Raw genomic sequence first — 15,952 nt, 5'->3', positions numbered from 1 at the left:
GGGAGCCCACGCGGAGCGTAGGCGACTGACGACAACGCGGCGAGGCGCGGTGCCAGGGCACGCGAGCCCAGCCAGATCCAAACGAGAGGCCCTAGATCGCGGCGGGTTGTCTACGTGTCACGTGCGTGTCTGCGTCCGTCCGGTGCCACGCCGCTCACTCCACCGAGGGAACGGTTCCGGTCGGTCCGCGGCTCCGGGGTTGGTTTGCATGATCATACGACGAACCCTGCTTCTGGCCGGATCGCCGAGGCAGGCGCCCATCACGCGAACCCACATCTGCCCGAAGGGGAACGATGAAGCGCGCAAACACGTTCGTCCGTACCACCAGAATCGCGGCTGCGGCAGCCGTGGCCATGTCCATGGCTCTGGCCGCCTTCGCGGTTCCCGCGTCCGCCGATTCGGACCGGCATCCCGGGAAACACCAGGGCCGGGTCTTCGTCCAGACCGACAGCACCAGCGGCAACAAGGTCGTCGCCTACCACCGCGCTCCGGACGGCTCCCTCCGCAAGCGAGCCATCTACGCCACAGGCGGCAAGGGCGGGATCCTCGGCGGCTCGGTCGTCGACCATCTCGCCTCCCAGGGATCCCTCACCCATGACCGTCGCCACAATCTGCTGTACGCCGTCAACGCCGGCAGCAACTCGGTCACCGTGTTCTCCGTCGACGGCGACCGGCTCCACCGCCGGCAGGTCATCTCCTCCGGCGGTACGTTCCCCGTCAGCGTCACCGTGCACGAGGACCGGGTGTACGTCCTCAACGCACGCAAGGGCGGATCCATCCAGGGCTACCGGCTCACCGAGAAGGGCCTCCACCGCGTTCCGGCATGGCACCGCGAGCTGCGTCTGAACACCTCCACCGCACCGGAGTTCCTCCACACGCCGGGGCAGATCATCTTCACCCCGGACGGATCGCGGCTCGTGGTGAGCACCAAGATGGGCGGCAACAGCATCGAGGTCTTCCCGCTCGACCGCTCCGGCGCGCCCTCGGCCCGGCCCGTCGTCAGCAGCAAGGCCGGCTCGGCTCCCTTCGGTCTGACCTTCGACCGGCGAGGCCGTCTCGTGGTCGCGGACGCGGGCCCCAACGCCGTCCTGACCTTCCGTATCGAGAACGACAGCGATGTCACACTCCTCGACGACATCCTCACCGGCCAGCAGGCCAGCTGCTGGGTCACCCGCGCCGGCAACCGCTTCTACGTCTCCAACGCCGGCAGCAACACCGTCTCCGGCTTCCGGCAGAGCCGTGGTGCCCATCTCGCTCCGCTCGGCAACACCACCACCGGTACGGGCACCGTCGACAGCGCCGTCACACCGGACAACCACTTCCTGTACGTACAGACCGGAGGCGTGGGCGCTGTCGACGGCTTCCGCGTCAACGACGACGGCTCCCTCACCAAGATCGGCACCACTCCCGTACCCGACGCGGTCGGCGGCGAAGGCATCGTCGTTCTCTAGTACCGCGTAGTACCGCGACTGATGTCGCGACCAGTTCCGCGACCGACACATCCGGCCTCGCCTGCGGGCGGGTGGCGGTGTGACGGAACTCTTACGTCCTGATGTGGAATCAGCCTTGTGCGCGCCGGGTTCCGTACCGTCCTCGACATGCGAGTACTTGTCACGGGAGGCGCCGGTTTCATCGGCGCGCACATTGTCACGGCACTGAACGAGCGCGGGCACGAGCCCGTCGTTCTGGACGCGTTGCTGCCCGCCGCGCATCCGGAGTCCCCGGTACTGCCGGACGCCGCACTGGTGCACGGGGACGTCCGGGATCCGGAGACCGTACGGGCGGTCCTGCGTGGCGTCGACGCGGTGTGCCATCAGGCGGCGATGGTCGGGCTGGGCAAGGACTTCGCGGACGCGCCCGCGTATGTCGGCTGCAACGACCTGGGCACGGCGGTGCTGCTCGCGGGAATGGCGGAGGCCGGCGTCCGGCGACTGGTACTCGCCGGTTCGATGGTCGTGTACGGGGAGGGCCGGTACGTGTGTCCACGGGACGGGGTCGTGCGGCCCGGGCGCCGCGAGGCCGCCGATCTGGAGGCGGGACGGTTCGAGGTGCGCTGCCCTCGCTGCGGCGCCGAACTCGTTCCCGGCCTGGTCGGCGAGGACGCGCCCGTGGATCCGCGCAGTGTGTACGCGACGACGAAGCTGACGCAGGAGCATCTGGCCGCCGCGTGGGCGGGGAGCGTGGCGGGCCGGGCGGTGTCGCTGCGCTATCACAACGTGTACGGGCCGGGGATGCCGCGGGACACACCGTACGCCGGAGTGGCGTCGTTCTTCCGGTCGGCGCTGGCGAGAGGTGAGGCACCACGGGTCTTCGAGGACGGTGCCCAGCGGCGCGACTTCGTGCATGTACGGGATGTGGCGGCGGCCAATGTCGTGGCGCTGGAGGCGGTCGGAGGGCGGGCCGCCGGATCGTTGGCCGTGTACAACACGGGCAGCGGTGAGCCGCATACGATTCTGGAGATGGCCGAGGCGCTGGCCGAGGCCCACGGCGGTCCCGGGCCGGTGGTGACGGGCGAGTTCCGGCTCGGCGACGTACGGCACATCACCGCGGACTCGGCCCGGCTGCGCGAGGAGCTGGGCTGGCGGCCACAGGTCGGCTTCGCCGAAGGGATGGCCGAGTTCGCGCGGGCGCGACAGCGTGCTTCCGCGGCGCCGCAGCCGTCCTGACACCGGCACCGCAGCGGGCCCGCCCCCGACCGTGGCGGTCCAGACCCGACGGCGGCGGTCCGTGGCCCGCGGCACGGGACGTCGGCGCCGCATGTCCCGACCTACAGCGCCCGGGCCGGCAAGGGCAGCGTCACCTCGAAGCGGCAGCCGCCGTGCACATTGCGTACCTCTGTGCGTCCGGCGTGGGCCTCCACGATGCCGCGGACGATCGCGAGGCCGAGTCCGGCGCCGGCCGGCGGAGTCCGGGCGGCGCTGCCCCGCCAGCCGGTGTCGAAGACCCGCGCCAGATCCTCGTCCGGTATGCCGCCGCAGCTGTCCGTCACCGACAGGACCACGGCCTCGGCGTGGCGCTCGGTGGCGACGGCGACCGTGCCGTCGGCAGGAGTGTGATGGATGGCGTTGACGAGGAGGTTGGCGAGGACCCGTGTCATTTCCTTGCCGTCCACCTCCACCGGTACGGGTTCGACCCCGTCGCCGATCAGCCGTACCCCGCGTTCGCGGGCGAGCGGATGGACTCCGGCGAGTGCGTCGCCCACCAGGTCGTAGACCGAGAGCCGGCTCGGGCTGAGTGTCAGGGCTCCGGCGTGGATCCGGGACAGTTCGAAGAGATCGCCGACCATGGAGTTGAGCCGGTCGACCTCGGTGCCGATCTGCCGGTGGTAGCGGGCCGGATCGTCGGCCACACCGTCCTCCAGCGCCTCCGACATGGCACGTAGCCCGGCCAGCGGTGTGCGCAGATCGTGGGAGATCCAGGCGACCAGCTCGCGGCGCGAGGTCTCCAGCGCCCGCTCCCTCTCGCGGGAGGCGGCCAGTCTGGCGCTGGTGGCGGCGAGCTGCCGGGAGAGCGCGGCGAGTTCGGCGGTGGCCGGGCCGGCCGGAGCGGCGAAGCTGCCGTCGTCGCCGAAGTCGCGGGCGGCGAGCGCGAGATCGCGGCTGCGGGCCACGACCCAGCGGCCCAGCAGCAGGGCGGTGGCCAGGGAGACGGTGGCGGCCATGGCCACCACGAGTGTGACGACGGTGAGATCGTGCCTGGAGAGGAACATCGCCTGGGCGACGGCGAGCGTTCCGGTCAGCATGGCGGTGACCGTGACGGCGGCCACCACGGTGAGGGAGACGGCGACCGAGCGGTGGCGCACCAGACGCAGGGCGACGGCGCCGAGGACTCCGGCGCAGGCCGCTCCGGCCAGCGCGAAGGCGGCGATCAGCAGCAGATCCTTCACAGCGCCTCCGCCGTCCCGGGCCGGATGTCGAAGCGGTAGCCGACGCCCCATACGGTCTGGATGAGCCGTGGCCGGGCGGGATCGTCCTCGATCTTGGCGCGCAGCCGCCGGACATGGACGGTGACGGTGGACAGGTCGCCGAAGTCCCAGCCCCATACCTCCCGCATCAGATCCTCCCGGCTGTGCGCTCGTCCGGGATGGCGCAGGAAGTGCGCGAGGAGATCGAACTCCCTTAGCGTGAGGGCGAGTTCGCGGCCGTGCTTGGACGCGCGGTGGGTGGGCGGGTCCAGGGCGAGACCGGCACCGTGCAACGGGCCGTCCGGTCCGGTGACCGCCTGGACACCTCGGCCGCGGCTGCGGCGCAGTACGGACTCGATGCGCAGGACGAGCTCTCGCGGGCTGAAGGGCTTGGTGACGTAGTCGTCCGCGCCGAGCTCCAGTCCGGCGATCCGGTCCTCCTCGTCGCCGCGCGCGGTGAGCATGACCACCGGCACCGGGCCCATGGCGCGGAGCCTGCGGCACACCTCCAGTCCGTCCAGCCCCGGCAGCATCAGATCCAGGACGATCAGGTCCTGTCTGTGCCGTGCGGCGCTGTCGAGTGCGGCCGGACCGTCGGCGGCGTGTTCCACCGTGTAGCCGGCGCGTTCCAGATATCCGGTGACGACTTCGGCGACCGTCGGATCGTCGTCGACGATCAGGATGCGGCCGGGCGGGATCCGGGTGCTCGGGCCGGGCGGGATCTGCGTGCTCATGAGGGCAAGCGTCGCATCAGCCGGCCTTCCCGTGCCCGGCCGGCGAGGGAGCGGAGGACGACGTCCGCGTTTCGTAAGGAGTCGATGTCCGCTATGTCCGTGCGGAATTCCTACGGTGAGGACCGTGACCGTAGATGTCGTACTTCCCTGTCTGAACGAGGCCGAGGCCCTGCCCTGGGTGCTCGCCCGTGTTCCCGTCGGCTGGCGGGCCGTTGTGGTCGACAACGGATCCACCGACGGATCCGCCGAACTCGCGGCCGAGCTCGGCGCCACCGTGGTGCACGAGTCCCGCCGCGGCTTCGGCGCCGCCTGCCACGCCGGGCTGCTGGCCGCCGAGGCCGACATCGTGTGTTTCTGCGACTGCGACGCCTCACTCGATCCCGGGCTGCTGGTCGGCTTCGTACGAACGGTCGCGGACGGCGGAGCCGACCTCGTACTCGGACGGCGCAGACCTCAAGGGCGAGGCGCCTGGCCGGTGCACGCCCGCGCCGGGAATCTCGCGCTGGCCCGGATGCTGCGCCGGCGCACCGGTCTGCGGCTGCACGACCTGGGACCGATGCGGGCCGCACACCGCGACGCACTGCTCGGTCTGGATCTGACCGACCGGCGCAGCGGCTATCCGCTCCAGATGGTGGTCCGCGCGGCTGACGCAGGGTGGCGGGTACGGGAGGTCGACGTCCCGTATCTGCCGCGCACCGGAAAATCCAAGGTCACCGGCACCTGGCGAGGAACGTGGCAGGCCGTGCACGACATGCGCCGGGTACTCACCGAGCCCGACATCGGCAGTGTGGACGCCGAACCGGAAACCGGCAGTGTGGACGCGACCATGACAGGAGCCGGCCGGTGACCACTGTTCTCGTCATCGCCAAGGAGCCGGTGCCGGGCCGTGTCAAGACCCGCCTCACACCGCCCTTCAGCCCGAAGGAAGCCGCCGCGCTGGCCGAGGCCGCGCTCGCCGACACACTGACCACGGTGGCGCGGATCCCGGCCGGGCGGCGGGTGCTGGTGCTGGAAGGGCGGCCCGGGCCATGGCTGGTGCCGGGCTTCGACGTGGTCCCGCAGTGCGCCGGAGGCCTGGACGAGCGGCTCGCCGCCGCCTTCGCCGCGTGCACCGGCCCGGCCCTGCTCATCGGCATGGACACTCCGCAGGTCACCGCCGGTCTGCTGGCCCCGGCGCTCGCGCCGGACGCCTGGCAGGAGCACGACGCCTGGTTCGGGCCCGCCGTCGACGGAGGCTTCTGGGCGCTGGGACTGGCGGAACCGGACCCGGCGCTGCTGCGCGGGATACCGATGTCGGTGCCGGAGACCGGAGCCGTGCAGCACGCGCGGCTCGTCGCCGCCGGGCTGCGGGTCGGACAACTGCCGAAGCTGCGGGACGTGGACACCGCCGAGGACGCACGGCTGGTGGCCGCCGAAGCCGGCACCGGCAGTTTCGCCACCCTGTACGCGGCGACAGCGGCCACACTGCACGCGCGGCGGGCTCCGGCCGAGGACGCTCCCGGCGGCCGGCCGGTCCGCGCATGACGGCACGAGGACCAGGGACGGCGGAGGCACCCGGCAGCACCCTTCCGTACCCTGCCGCCTGGCACGAGGATCCTTACTCCGACGCCCTGCGCAGCGGACAGGGCCCGCTCTTTCTGCGCAGGAACGACGGCTGGCTGCTGCCTCTTGAGGTGGAGCGCTGGTGCACCGCCCCGGACACCGCGGACCTGAGTGTGCTCGCTCGGTGCGAGGGCTCGGTCCTGGACGTCGGATGCGGTCCCGGCCGGCTGGTCACCGCCCTCGCGGCGCGCGGACACCGGGCGCTCGGTATCGATGTCAGTCCCGCGGCGGTGGCTCGTACCGAACAACTGGGCGGGCTCGCGCTGTGCCGGTCGGTGTTCGAGCCACTGCCCGGAGAAGGGCGCTGGGACACCACACTGCTCATCGACGGCAACATCGGCATCGGCGGAGATCCCGAGGCCTTGCTCGGGCGCCTGGGGAAGATCGTCCGCCGGGACGGGACCGTCATTGTCGAATGCCTCGCGCTGGACGTGGACGAGCGGTGCGAGGTGCGGCTCGACAACGGCCGTGGCGGGCTGGGCACGCCCTTCGCCTGGGCGCGGGTCGGCGCCCGTGCCCTGAGCGGATACGCGGCGGCGGCCGGCTGGGTCCGACGGCATCAATGGCCGGTGGCGGGACGCGTCTTCGTGGAACTCGCGAGGCGCCCGGAGTTCACTCGCCACGGCATCGCGGGCCTGGCCCGGGCTCAGGACCGGGATCAGGACCGGGCCCGAGTCCGGACGCCACGAGGCGGACCTGACAGACAGCGGACCTGACACCTTACGAAATACGGACGCCGGCCCGTGTGAGGCCGGTTTCGTCCACTCCCGCTGCCACGCTGTCGCCATGAACAGCCTCCGTACCGCCGTCACGGCTCTGCTGCTGACGGCCCTGGCCATCACACTCGCGCTGACCATACGGAAGGACGGCTATTACGCGGATCCGGCCGGGCTGTCCTGGTGGTACGCGGCCTCGTGGACACTGTTCGCCGCGGCGGCCTGGGCCCTGCGCAAGGTGCCCGCCCGGCAGGTGGTTCCGCTCGTGCTGGCGGGCGCGGTCGTGGTCGCCGCCACCGGACTGGTCGCGGCTCCCCGTACGAGTACCGACTCCTTCCGCTACGCCTGGGACGGCCGGGTGCAGGCCGCCGGGATCTCTCCGTACGACCACACTCCGGCGGATCCCGCACTCACACGCCTGCGCGACGACTGGCTCTTCCCGCACGGCGCCGCCTGTACCGGTCCGGGCAGGGCGCCGGTCGCTGCGGGGACCTGCACCAGGATCAACCGTCCCCAGGTGCCCACCATTTACCCGCCCGTGGCGGAGGGATACTTCCTGCTGGTCCATGAGCTCTCGCCGCGGGACGTCCGCCACAAGGGCCTCCAGACCGGCGCGGCGCTGCTGTCCGTGATGACGGCCGGCGCCCTCCTGATGATCCTGCGGCGGCGCGGCGATCCGCGGAACGCGGCGTACTGGGCCTGGTGCCCGGCGGTGCCCGTCGAGGTGGTGAACAACGCGCATGTCGATGTGCTCGCCGTCCTGTTGTCCGTCGTCGCACTCGGAGTGGTCGTCCGGCGCCGGACGACGGGCGGCGCGCTGCTCGGCCTCGCGATCGCCGCCAAGATGCTGCCCGTTGTCCTTCTGCCGGGCGCCCTGTCCGGCGTACGGCGGGTCCGTGACGCGATCGCCGTGGTGCTGTCCGCCGGCGCGGCCGTGGGACTGGTCTATCTGCCGTACCTCATCGGCTCCCACGCGTCCGTCCTCGGCTATCTCGGCGGCTACGCCGAGGAGGAAGGGTACGAGGACGCCTCGGCCCGGAACCGCTATGCCCTGCTGCGTCTGCTGGTGCCCGACGCCTGGGCGCTGCCGCTCGCCGTGGCGGTCGTGCTCGCGGTGGCCGGGTATGTACTGCGCCTGGGCGAGCCCGAACGCCCTTGGAGCGGGGCCCTGTTGGTGACCGGGACCGCGTTCCTGGTCATGACTCCCGGCTACTCCTGGTACGCACTGCTGCTGATCGCGCTCGTCGCCCTCGACGGCCGCTGGGAATGGCTCGGCATCGCCCTCGCGGGCGCGGCCACCTATGTCACCGGCCGGGCGCTCGGCGGCGGTACGGGCACGGTCGCCTACGCACTCGCCGCCGTCGCGGTCCTGGCCGGATGGGCCGTACGACGGCGGCGGGCGGCGGCGGGCCGGAGCCCCGAAAGCGAGCCGGTGCGCAAGACGGTGTCAGCCTGACCGTTGCCCGCGCTCGCGCCGGTGCCGGCGCCCGCGCCGGGTGGCGTACGCGACGCATGCCGTGCCCAGGAGGGCGACGCAGACCGCTATGGCCCAGTTGAGCGGGTAGTTGGAGGGAAGGACCGTGGGATTGGCACGCGGTCCGGGCCTCAGCAGCGCAGGCAGGGCGATCAGAGTCAGAGAGCCGACGGTCAGCAGACCGCCCCGCAGCACCGGACGCAGTGGCGAGCGGTGGATGACCAGTCCCACCGCCAGCACGGCGGGGACGAGGAGGCCGTCGTGGAGGACCACACCGCCCGCGAGCCACAGGACCACGCCGAGAATGTCACCGAGGTCCGGCCGGGCCCGGTCGTAGAACTCGTGGACGCCGAAGGTGATCACCGCGAGGCCGACGGAGCAGAGCACGATACGGACCAGGAGCAACTTCATGCCAGTACCTCCAGCCGCGTGACCCACTTGGTCTGCAGCACACCCGGCCGGTCGGGCGCGATGACACGTGCCGGATATCCGTGGTCGGGGGAGAGGACCTGGCCGTTGAGGCGCAGGGCGAGGAGTGTCAGACCGTCGCGGGTGTAGGCGCTGTCCATCTCTGTGACGCCATATCCTCCCCGGGTCTCCAGAGACACGATGCGCAGCCGCGCTCCGTCCTCGACACCGGCACGGGCCAGCAGATCCCTGATGCGCACGCCCTCCCAGTGCGCCGATTTCGACCAGCCCTCCACACACGCGATGGGCAGTTCCACGGAGTGCTGTGGCATCGCGCACAATTGACGGAGTGTCAGCTCATAAGGCCGGGGACCGCCCACGTACAGCCTCCAGTTCCGCACTGCGGCACGGCTGATCCCGGCAGCGTGAGCGGTGCGGTTGACCGGCAGGCCCTGAGGCCCCGCATCGGGATCGCGAGGCGAGAGCAGCGCCAGATCCTTCAGCGGTGTCACACTCTGACCGGCGGTGACGAGTGTTACGGCGCCCACCGCCGCGGCCAGTCCCCACACCAACGCCCGCCGGTCCGCGTCGGCGTCGACGTCGGAACCGTCGGGAGCCGTACGGTTCGTATCGTCCGCACCGGCCGCACCGGCCGCACCGCCGGGAACGGGCAGCGGCCGGGCGCGGCGCCGCCAGTACTGGGCGATCGTGGGCGCTTTGACACCGAGATGGATCAGCAGCGAGCCGGTGATCACCCATGCCAGGGCCCAGTGGACCTGGCGGAAACCGAACGGCCACGGATACCACTGCACGGTGTTGAGCAGCCCGATGAACAACTCCAGCAGTGTGCCCGCCACCAGAACGGCGATGGAGAGCCGCTCCAGGGCGTGTGCCACGGAGCGCACCGGCGGCCACTGGAAGAGTTGTGGGTAGACCGTCCAGAGCTTGACCAGCAGCAGCGGAACGGCCGCGATACCGCTGACGATGTGGAGGCCCTGGGTGACGCGGTACCCGGAGACCGGGCGTGTCGGCAGATGCCCGGAGAACAGTGCCGGCGGTTCCTGGAGGTAGTGGGAGATCAACCCGGTGAGGAAGCAGAGAAGAACGGCGATGCCCAGAAGCCGTCCCGCCACCGTGGCTGTTCGCGGATCGTGCAGTGTTCCCCGGAAGCGGGGGAGCCGGGCTGGAATGGTCATGCGCCAATCCCAGTGCACTCCCACCGCTCCGAGAAGGCCGGACCGCCTTACGGAAGCCTGACGTCCGGGCGTCCGGTCCGGCCCTGGTGAGGGCGGTCAGCCCGCCCGGATGAGGAACCGCTGGTCGGCCGCGCCGGTGCAGCGTTCTTCGGTCGCCTCGGCTCCCTCGGCGGTGTCGTCGTCGGCGATGCCGGTGCAGCGGCTGCTGTTGGCGGGACGGAGGAGGAAACTCCCGGTGCTGTCGGCGGCGGTGGGTTGCAGAAGGAACAGGGTGGCCCGGGCGCAGTCGTTCCGGGGCTCCAGCATGCCCTTGACCGGACCGGTGCTCATGACCGTCAGACATCCTCTTCCCTCCTGAGGATGGTGCCACTGGATGCGGTACATGCCTTCGCCGACCGGTTCCAGATAGGTGCGCGGCACGGTGGCCCGGGCGCACGGGAGTTGGACGGCGACGGCGCTGGCGTACGCGCCGTCGCGGTCGCGTCCGTCGGTCAGGCAGAGGTCGGGCGTACGGGCGGGACGGATGGTGACCCAGCCGTCGGCGGGAGTCCGGGAACCGGTGGCAGGAGCAGTCGGCGCGTCCGGATCAGCGGAGTCGTCGGGGAGCAACGCCCAGGCGACCAGGGCGAGCGGCAGGACCATGAGCGAGGCCGCGAGCGCGACCGTGCGGCCCTTGGTCCGGCGTGGCCGCGAGACCGTGGACGCTTCGGTCCGCGGTTGAGCCTCAGGTTGGGATCCTGCCTCGGCCGAAGCGTCGGCCTCGGGGTCCGGCGCGGTGGCAGGCAAGGCGATCCCCGCAGCGATCCGGTCCCTCGCGTCCAGCCAGGCGCCGACCCGCTGCCCGTCTCCGCAGGCGCGGACGAACGCGGCCAGCACATCGGGTCGCGGCAGGCTCGTACGTCGCAGGATGTCGGCCAGTGTGCTGCGCGCCAGCACATCACCGCTTCGGGCGGCCCGCTCCTCCAATTGGCGATACGTCAGCCCCGAACGCTCCTTGAGCTGCCGCATCGACTCGACAAAGCCAGCCGCGTCCCGGGCTTCGTACGGCGACAGCTCCCCCAGGTTCCCCATGAAGGTCATCCTGCTGCGGCCATGGCACAAGAACAACGGAGGATTCCGCCATGCGCAGAGGCCAAGGGCATACGAGCCGGAGCCGAGGCCGAGCCCTGAGCTGAGCCGGACCCGCGCCTGAGCCGTATGGCCCGCCCAGCGAGCGGGCGGGCGATGGCCGGGTCACGATAAGGCGGGTTCGGATCGAAGCGGATTCCAAACCGGGAGGTTGGTGCCGATGTCGTTGCTGTCAGAGGTGCGCCTGCCGGAGCTTCCCTCACCGGCGGTGGTGGCCGGTGGTGTGGCGGGCGCGGTGGCCGCCTGTGTACGCGGTACGGCGGTCGCGGCCGGTGCGCTGATGGGTGTGGAGCGGCGGGACGTGTGGTCACGGGAGGACCGTTCCCATATCGAGGTCCGAGGCGTGCACGGGCCACGAGGGACCTGGGTCGCCCGGTCTGTCGAGCGCGCCCTTGAGGAGCATCCGGGCGTGCTGTGGGCGCGGGTGAACGCGCCGTCCGAGCGGGTGGTCGTTTCGCTGGTCTCACCGCCGCCGCCCGAGCACGAGCTGATCCGGATCGTCGCCCACGCCGAGGAGCACGCCGCCGCGCCGACGGCCGAGCCGGACGAGTTCGACGAATGGAGCCCCGAGCCGCACCACCCGTCCGAGGCGCCGCACCGGCGCCAGTCGCTCCCGGCCCTGGCCGCCGACGCCGTGGGACTGCTGCTCACCGCCGTGACGAGCCTGTCGCCGTGGACGCAGTTGCCGGCCGAGGTCGGTGCGCTGGCCACGGCCGTACAGCATCATCCGCGGCTGCGGAAGTGGACCACGAAAGGGCTGACCGGTCAGGAACAGGCCGAGTCGCTGCTGCCCGTGCTCAGCGCTCTCGCGCAGGGCGTGGCCACCCGCGGTGAAGGGCTCGTACTGGACGTGGTCCAGCGCGTGGCGCAGTGGCAGGAGGCCGACGCGCACCGCAAGGCGTGGATTGGGGCGGAGGAGCGCCTGGTGCGCGGTCCCGGTCACGCGGCGGCCGACCCGATCGTGGTCGAACGGCCGGGCCCCACGCGTCAGGACGTCACCGCCCGCTACGCGGAGCGGACCATGGCGTTCAGTGTGCTGGCCGGCGCCGCGGCCCTGCCGTACGCCGGTCCCCGACGTGCCCTGGCAGTCGCGCTGTCCTCCGTACCGAAGGCGCCGGGCGCCGGGCGGGAGGGCTTCGCGACGAGCCTCGGCAGATTCCTGGCCCGGCGCGGTGTCGTGGCCATGGACCGGAGCGCGCTGCGCCGGCTCGGCCAGGTCGACACCGTGGTGCTGGACGAGGAGGCGCTGCACAGCGGCGGGCACGAACTCACCGATCTGGCGCTGTTCGGCGATGCGGAGCCCGAGCAGATCTCCGAGCGCCTCTTCACGCTGTTCGATCCGACGACGCCGCGACAGGTGCACCGCGACGACGGCTGGGTGCTGGGCCCGCTGGACGAGCTGGGCGAGCTGGACGCGGTGGAGCCGGCAGGGCGCACCGGGCGGGAGGCCGCGGAGCGGCTGAAGCGGCAGGGCAGCGAGTACGTACTCGGCCTGGCCGAGGGAGACCGGCTGCGGGCCGTGGCGGGCGTGGCCGCGCGGACGCTGCCGGGCGCGCAGGCTCTGGCGTCGGCCGCCCGCCGTGCCGGAATCCGTGTGGTACTGGCCAGTGACCGGGCCGATCCGGCGCTGGGCTTTGTCGACGCGGTCGTGCCCGCGGGCGGCCGTCTCGTGGCGTCCGTACGAGGACTCCAGGCCGATGGCGCGGTGGTGCTCCTCGTATCGGACAACCGTCCGGCCCTGGGCGCCTCGGACTGCGGGCTGGGCGTGTACCGCGAGGAGGATCCGCCGGCCTGGGGCGCCGACCTGCTGATCGGTACGGACCTGGAGTCGGCCGCGCTGATCCTGGCCGGTGTGGGCACGGCCCGTCAGGTCGACCGGGACAGCGGCGTGCTGGCTGCGGGCGGCAGCGGAGTCGGCGCGGTCGCGGCCTTGCAGGCGCCTCCCGCGCAGGCGTGCGCCCGTGGCCAGGCCGCGAGCAACTCCGCCGGTGCGATCGCCTTCGGTCTGGGCGTCTGGCGCGCCCGGCAACTGCTGTCCCGGCCGGTCACCCCGGCCGTGTCCACCGTCCCCTGGCATCTGATGCCCACGGCGCTGGTACTGGACAGGCTCGGCGCGACCGTCGAAGGACTGTCCTCGGCGGAGGCCGCGGCCCGGGCCAAGGGCTCGTCGGGAGCGAACGAGCCGCTGCACAGCAGCCTTCCGTCCGCGTTCATCGATGAGCTGGCCAATCCGCTGACGCCCGTGCTCGCGGCCGGTGCGGCGCTGGCCGCCGCGGTGGGATCGCGTACGGACGCGGCGCTCGTGGCCGCGATCACCGCGACCTCGGCCCTGGTCGGCGGCGTCCAGCGGGTACGGACCGAGCGCGCCCTGGCCGAGCTGACCGCACGTTCCGCGATCGGCACACGGGTGCGGCGGGCGGGCGCCGAGCGGCTGGTCACGGCCGAGGACCTGGTGCCCGGCGATGTCATCGTGCTGCGGCCGGAGGACGTGGTTCCCGCCGACTGCCGGCTGCTCACGGCCGAGGGCCTCGAAGTGGACGAGTCCTCGCTGACCGGCGAGTCCCTCCCCGTCGCCAAGGACCCGGCGCCCGCGTTCGCCTCACAGATCACCGAGCGGACCTCGATGCTCTACGAGGGCACCACCGTCTCCGCGGGCCGGGCCGCCGCGGTCGTCGTGGCGACCGGCGCGGCCACCGAGGTCGGGCGCAGCATCGCCACCGCCCGCCAGGCCGCTCCGGTGACCGGCGTCGAAGCACGGCTGACCTCGCTGACCAAGGCCGGCCTGCCGGTCGCGTTCGCCTCCGCCGCCGCGGTGGCCGGAGCCGGACTGCTGCACGGCCGGCGCCTGACCGACGGCCTGGCCTCGGCCGTGAACCTGGCTGTCGCCTCCGTCCCGGAAGGGCTGCCGTTCCTGGTCAACGCGGCCCAACTGGCCGCCGCCAGACGCCTGGCCGACCATGGCGCGCTGGTGCGCAACCCACGTACGATCGAAGCCCTCGGCCGCGCCGACGTGCTGTGCTTCGACAAGACCGGCACCCTCACCGACGGCAATCTTCAGCTCTCCGCCGTCAGCGACGGCCGGCGGTCGCTTCCCGTCGAGCGGCTGCCCGTACCGCACAAAGAGATCCTGGCCGCCGCGCTGCGCGCCACTCCGGCCGCCCGGCAGGCCGAGCCCATGGCCCATCAGACCGACCGCGCGGTGGCGGCGGGCGCCCGCAGGGCCCGGGTGTCCGTCAACCGTGGCGCGCCACGCTGGCGGCGTACCGACACCTTGCCCTTCGATCCGTGCCGCGCCTACCACGCCACGGCAGGGCGTACGTCCACAGCAGGGCGTACGCCGCACGGCCTGCTGCTGAGCGTCAAGGGCGCACCGGAGAACATTCTGGAGCGCTGCCACTTCCTGCGCGCCGACGGTCGGCCGATCCCGCTCGACGGCGCGGTGCGCAAAGAACTCGAAGCCACCATCGAGGAGTTGGCGAGCGCGGGCCGTCGCGTGCTCGCCGTGGCCGAGCGAACACTGCCGCCGGACGAGGACCTCTCCGACGAGGCCGTGGACGGGCTGGTCTTCCTCGGCTTCGTCATCCTGGCCGACCAGGTACGTACCGGAGCGGCCCCGGCCACCGCCCGGCTGCGCCAGGCCGGGGTGCAGACGGTGATGCTCACCGGCGACCATCCCGCCACCGCCGACGCCATCGCGGCCCATGTCCTCGGTACGGAGCACCGGACCGTCTGCACCGGGCCCGAGCTGGACGAGCTCGATGACGGTCAACTCGACGCCCTGCTGCCGACGGTGGACGTCATCGCCCGGTGCGGCCCGCACCACAAGGTCCGTATCGTCCATGCCTACCAACGCCTCGGCAAGGTCGTGGCGATGACCGGTGACGGTGCCAACGACGCGCCCGCCATCCGGCTCGCCGATGTCGGCATCGCACTCGGCCAGCGCGGCACTCCCGCTGCCACCGCCGCGGCCGACCTGGTCATCGGCGACGACCGGCTGGAGACCATCGTCACCGCTCTGACCGAGGGGCGTGCCATGTGGACCTCGGTCAGAACCGCGCTCGCCATCCTCATCGGCGGCAACCTCGGCGAAGTCGCCTTCAGCGTGCTGGCCTCGGCGCTCACCGGCGCCGCGCCGCTGAGCGCCCGCCAGATCATGCTCGTCAACCTGCTGACCGATCTCGCTCCCGCGCTCGCCATCGCCGTACGCCGGCCCGGCGAGGACACCGGGGAGCAGTTGCTCCAGGAGGGCCCTCAGCGGTCCCTGGGCACCGCGCTCACCCAGGAGATGATGCTGCGCGGAATCACCACCACCCTGGGCGCGGGCCTCGCCTGGGGCGTCGCCCGTCTCACCGGCACCAGACGCCGGGCCGGTACGATCGGGCTCGCCTCCGTCGTGGGCACCCAGCTCGCGCAGACCCTCACCAGCGGTGTGGACCGTAACGTACTCACCGCGGCGCTCGGCTCGGCGGCCGTACTGGTGGGCATCATCCAGACTCCGGGCATCAGCCACTTCTTCGGCTGCACACCGCTCGGCCCGATCGCCTGGAGCATCACCCTCGCGTCGATCACCACGGCCACACTTCTGCATACGACTCTGCCTCCGCTGGCCCAACTCCTGGCGAACACCGGCTGGTTGTCCTCAACGGCCGGGAAGGAACCACAGGGCGCGGCGGCCCCGGCATCGCCCAGACCGTTCGAAGCCGCGCTGGCTCCGTTGGAACAGTTCCTCCGCGCCGTCCACCTCATGGAGATCCCGCAACCGGCGGAATGAGTTCGAGGTACGCCGTGGT

Annotated in this window: 12 protein-coding genes; 7 read left to right on the top strand and 5 right to left on the bottom strand. The window is 72.0% G+C overall.

Features of this window, described 5'->3' with window-relative positions; translation table 11 throughout:
* The first annotated feature begins 293 nt into the window (after positions 1-293).
* Both ACFV6H_RS08245 and ACFV6H_RS08240 read left to right on the top strand, forming a co-directional pair.
* Positions 294-1,451, top strand: a complete 1,158-nt coding sequence (locus ACFV6H_RS08245) for a lactonase family protein (protein WP_385539747.1) — start codon at positions 294-296, stop codon at positions 1,449-1,451.
* Between the two features lie 147 nt (positions 1,452-1,598).
* Positions 1,599-2,666, top strand: coding sequence for an NAD-dependent epimerase/dehydratase family protein (locus ACFV6H_RS08240; RefSeq protein WP_385539745.1), 1,068 nt, complete (start codon positions 1,599-1,601; stop codon positions 2,664-2,666).
* A 101-nt stretch (positions 2,667-2,767) separates the two neighbouring features.
* On the opposite strand, the gene ACFV6H_RS08235 is transcribed toward ACFV6H_RS08240, so the two are convergent.
* Both ACFV6H_RS08235 and ACFV6H_RS08230 read right to left on the bottom strand, forming a co-directional pair.
* Positions 2,768-3,886, bottom strand: a complete 1,119-nt coding sequence (locus ACFV6H_RS08235) for a sensor histidine kinase (RefSeq protein ID WP_385539743.1) — start codon at positions 3,884-3,886, stop codon at positions 2,768-2,770.
* Positions 3,883-4,638 (bottom strand): response regulator transcription factor, encoded by a 756-nt coding sequence (locus ACFV6H_RS08230; protein WP_385539741.1) that lies wholly within the window; start codon positions 4,636-4,638, stop codon positions 3,883-3,885. The genes ACFV6H_RS08235 and ACFV6H_RS08230 overlap by 4 nt, the downstream gene beginning before the upstream one ends.
* 115 nt (positions 4,639-4,753) lie before the next feature.
* Between ACFV6H_RS08230 and ACFV6H_RS08225 the strand changes: the two genes are divergently transcribed.
* The 4 genes from ACFV6H_RS08225 to ACFV6H_RS08210 all read left to right on the top strand — a co-directional run bounded on the left by ACFV6H_RS08225 (position 4,754) and on the right by ACFV6H_RS08210 (position 8,412).
* The gene (locus tag ACFV6H_RS08225; RefSeq protein ID WP_385539739.1) at positions 4,754-5,485 is read left to right on the top strand and encodes a glycosyltransferase family 2 protein; all 732 of its coding nucleotides are present in this window, start codon (positions 4,754-4,756) and stop codon (positions 5,483-5,485) included.
* Positions 5,482-6,162, top strand: coding sequence for a DUF2064 domain-containing protein (locus ACFV6H_RS08220; RefSeq protein WP_385539737.1), 681 nt, complete (start codon positions 5,482-5,484; stop codon positions 6,160-6,162). Before ACFV6H_RS08225 ends, ACFV6H_RS08220 begins: the two co-directional genes overlap by 4 nt.
* Positions 6,159-6,956 (top strand): class I SAM-dependent methyltransferase, encoded by a 798-nt coding sequence (locus tag ACFV6H_RS08215; RefSeq protein WP_385539735.1) that lies wholly within the window; start codon positions 6,159-6,161, stop codon positions 6,954-6,956. The genes ACFV6H_RS08220 and ACFV6H_RS08215 overlap by 4 nt, the downstream gene beginning before the upstream one ends.
* Before the next feature lie 70 nt (positions 6,957-7,026).
* Positions 7,027-8,412, top strand: coding sequence for a glycosyltransferase 87 family protein (locus ACFV6H_RS08210; RefSeq protein ID WP_385539733.1), 1,386 nt, complete (start codon positions 7,027-7,029; stop codon positions 8,410-8,412).
* Here ACFV6H_RS08210 and ACFV6H_RS08205 read toward each other — a convergent pair.
* The 3 genes from ACFV6H_RS08205 to ACFV6H_RS08195 all read right to left on the bottom strand — a co-directional run bounded on the left by ACFV6H_RS08205 (position 8,404) and on the right by ACFV6H_RS08195 (position 11,105).
* On the bottom strand, positions 8,404-8,841 hold the full coding sequence (locus ACFV6H_RS08205) for a hypothetical protein (protein ID WP_385539731.1): 438 nt from the start codon (positions 8,839-8,841) through the stop codon (positions 8,404-8,406). The genes ACFV6H_RS08210 and ACFV6H_RS08205 overlap by 9 nt on opposite strands.
* Positions 8,838-10,034 (bottom strand): molybdopterin-dependent oxidoreductase, encoded by a 1,197-nt coding sequence (locus ACFV6H_RS08200; RefSeq protein ID WP_385539729.1) that lies wholly within the window; start codon positions 10,032-10,034, stop codon positions 8,838-8,840. The genes ACFV6H_RS08205 and ACFV6H_RS08200 overlap by 4 nt, the downstream gene beginning before the upstream one ends.
* 96 nt (positions 10,035-10,130) lie before the next feature.
* On the bottom strand, positions 10,131-11,105 hold the full coding sequence (locus ACFV6H_RS08195; RefSeq protein WP_385539727.1) for a helix-turn-helix domain-containing protein: 975 nt from the start codon (positions 11,103-11,105) through the stop codon (positions 10,131-10,133).
* Between the two features lie 217 nt (positions 11,106-11,322).
* Between ACFV6H_RS08195 and ACFV6H_RS08190 the strand changes: the two genes are divergently transcribed.
* A complete protein-coding gene (locus tag ACFV6H_RS08190) occupies positions 11,323-15,933 on the top strand; it encodes an HAD-IC family P-type ATPase (protein ID WP_385539725.1) in 4,611 nt (1,536 codons plus the stop codon).
* The last annotated feature ends 19 nt before the right edge of the window (positions 15,934-15,952 follow it).

It is taken from the genome of Streptomyces sp. NPDC059743 (genome assembly GCF_042732975.1).
Lineage (GTDB): Bacteria > Actinomycetota > Actinomycetes > Streptomycetales > Streptomycetaceae > Streptomyces.
This window is presented reverse-complemented; position numbering and strand designations above follow the sequence as displayed.

Bases quoted from the DNA above. Each gene is read 5' to 3' on its own strand.
- ACFV6H_RS08245 (WP_385539747.1), top strand. From the start codon at position 294: ATGAAGCGCGCAAACACGTTCGTCCGTACCACCAGAATCGCGGCTGCG.
- ACFV6H_RS08240 (WP_385539745.1), top strand. From the start codon at position 1,599: ATGCGAGTACTTGTCACGGGAGGCGCCGGTTTCATCGGCGCGCACATT.
- ACFV6H_RS08230 (WP_385539741.1), bottom strand. From the start codon at position 4,638: ATGAGCACGCAGATCCCGCCCGGCCCGAGCACCCGGATCCCGCCCGGC.
- ACFV6H_RS08215 (WP_385539735.1), top strand. From the start codon at position 6,159: ATGACGGCACGAGGACCAGGGACGGCGGAGGCACCCGGCAGCACCCTT.
- ACFV6H_RS08210 (WP_385539733.1), top strand. From the start codon at position 7,027: ATGAACAGCCTCCGTACCGCCGTCACGGCTCTGCTGCTGACGGCCCTG.
- ACFV6H_RS08205 (WP_385539731.1), bottom strand. From the start codon at position 8,841: ATGAAGTTGCTCCTGGTCCGTATCGTGCTCTGCTCCGTCGGCCTCGCG.
- ACFV6H_RS08200 (WP_385539729.1), bottom strand. From the start codon at position 10,034: ATGACCATTCCAGCCCGGCTCCCCCGCTTCCGGGGAACACTGCACGAT.
- ACFV6H_RS08195 (WP_385539727.1), bottom strand. From the start codon at position 11,105: ATGGGGAACCTGGGGGAGCTGTCGCCGTACGAAGCCCGGGACGCGGCT.
- ACFV6H_RS08190 (WP_385539725.1), top strand. From the start codon at position 11,323: ATGTCGTTGCTGTCAGAGGTGCGCCTGCCGGAGCTTCCCTCACCGGCG.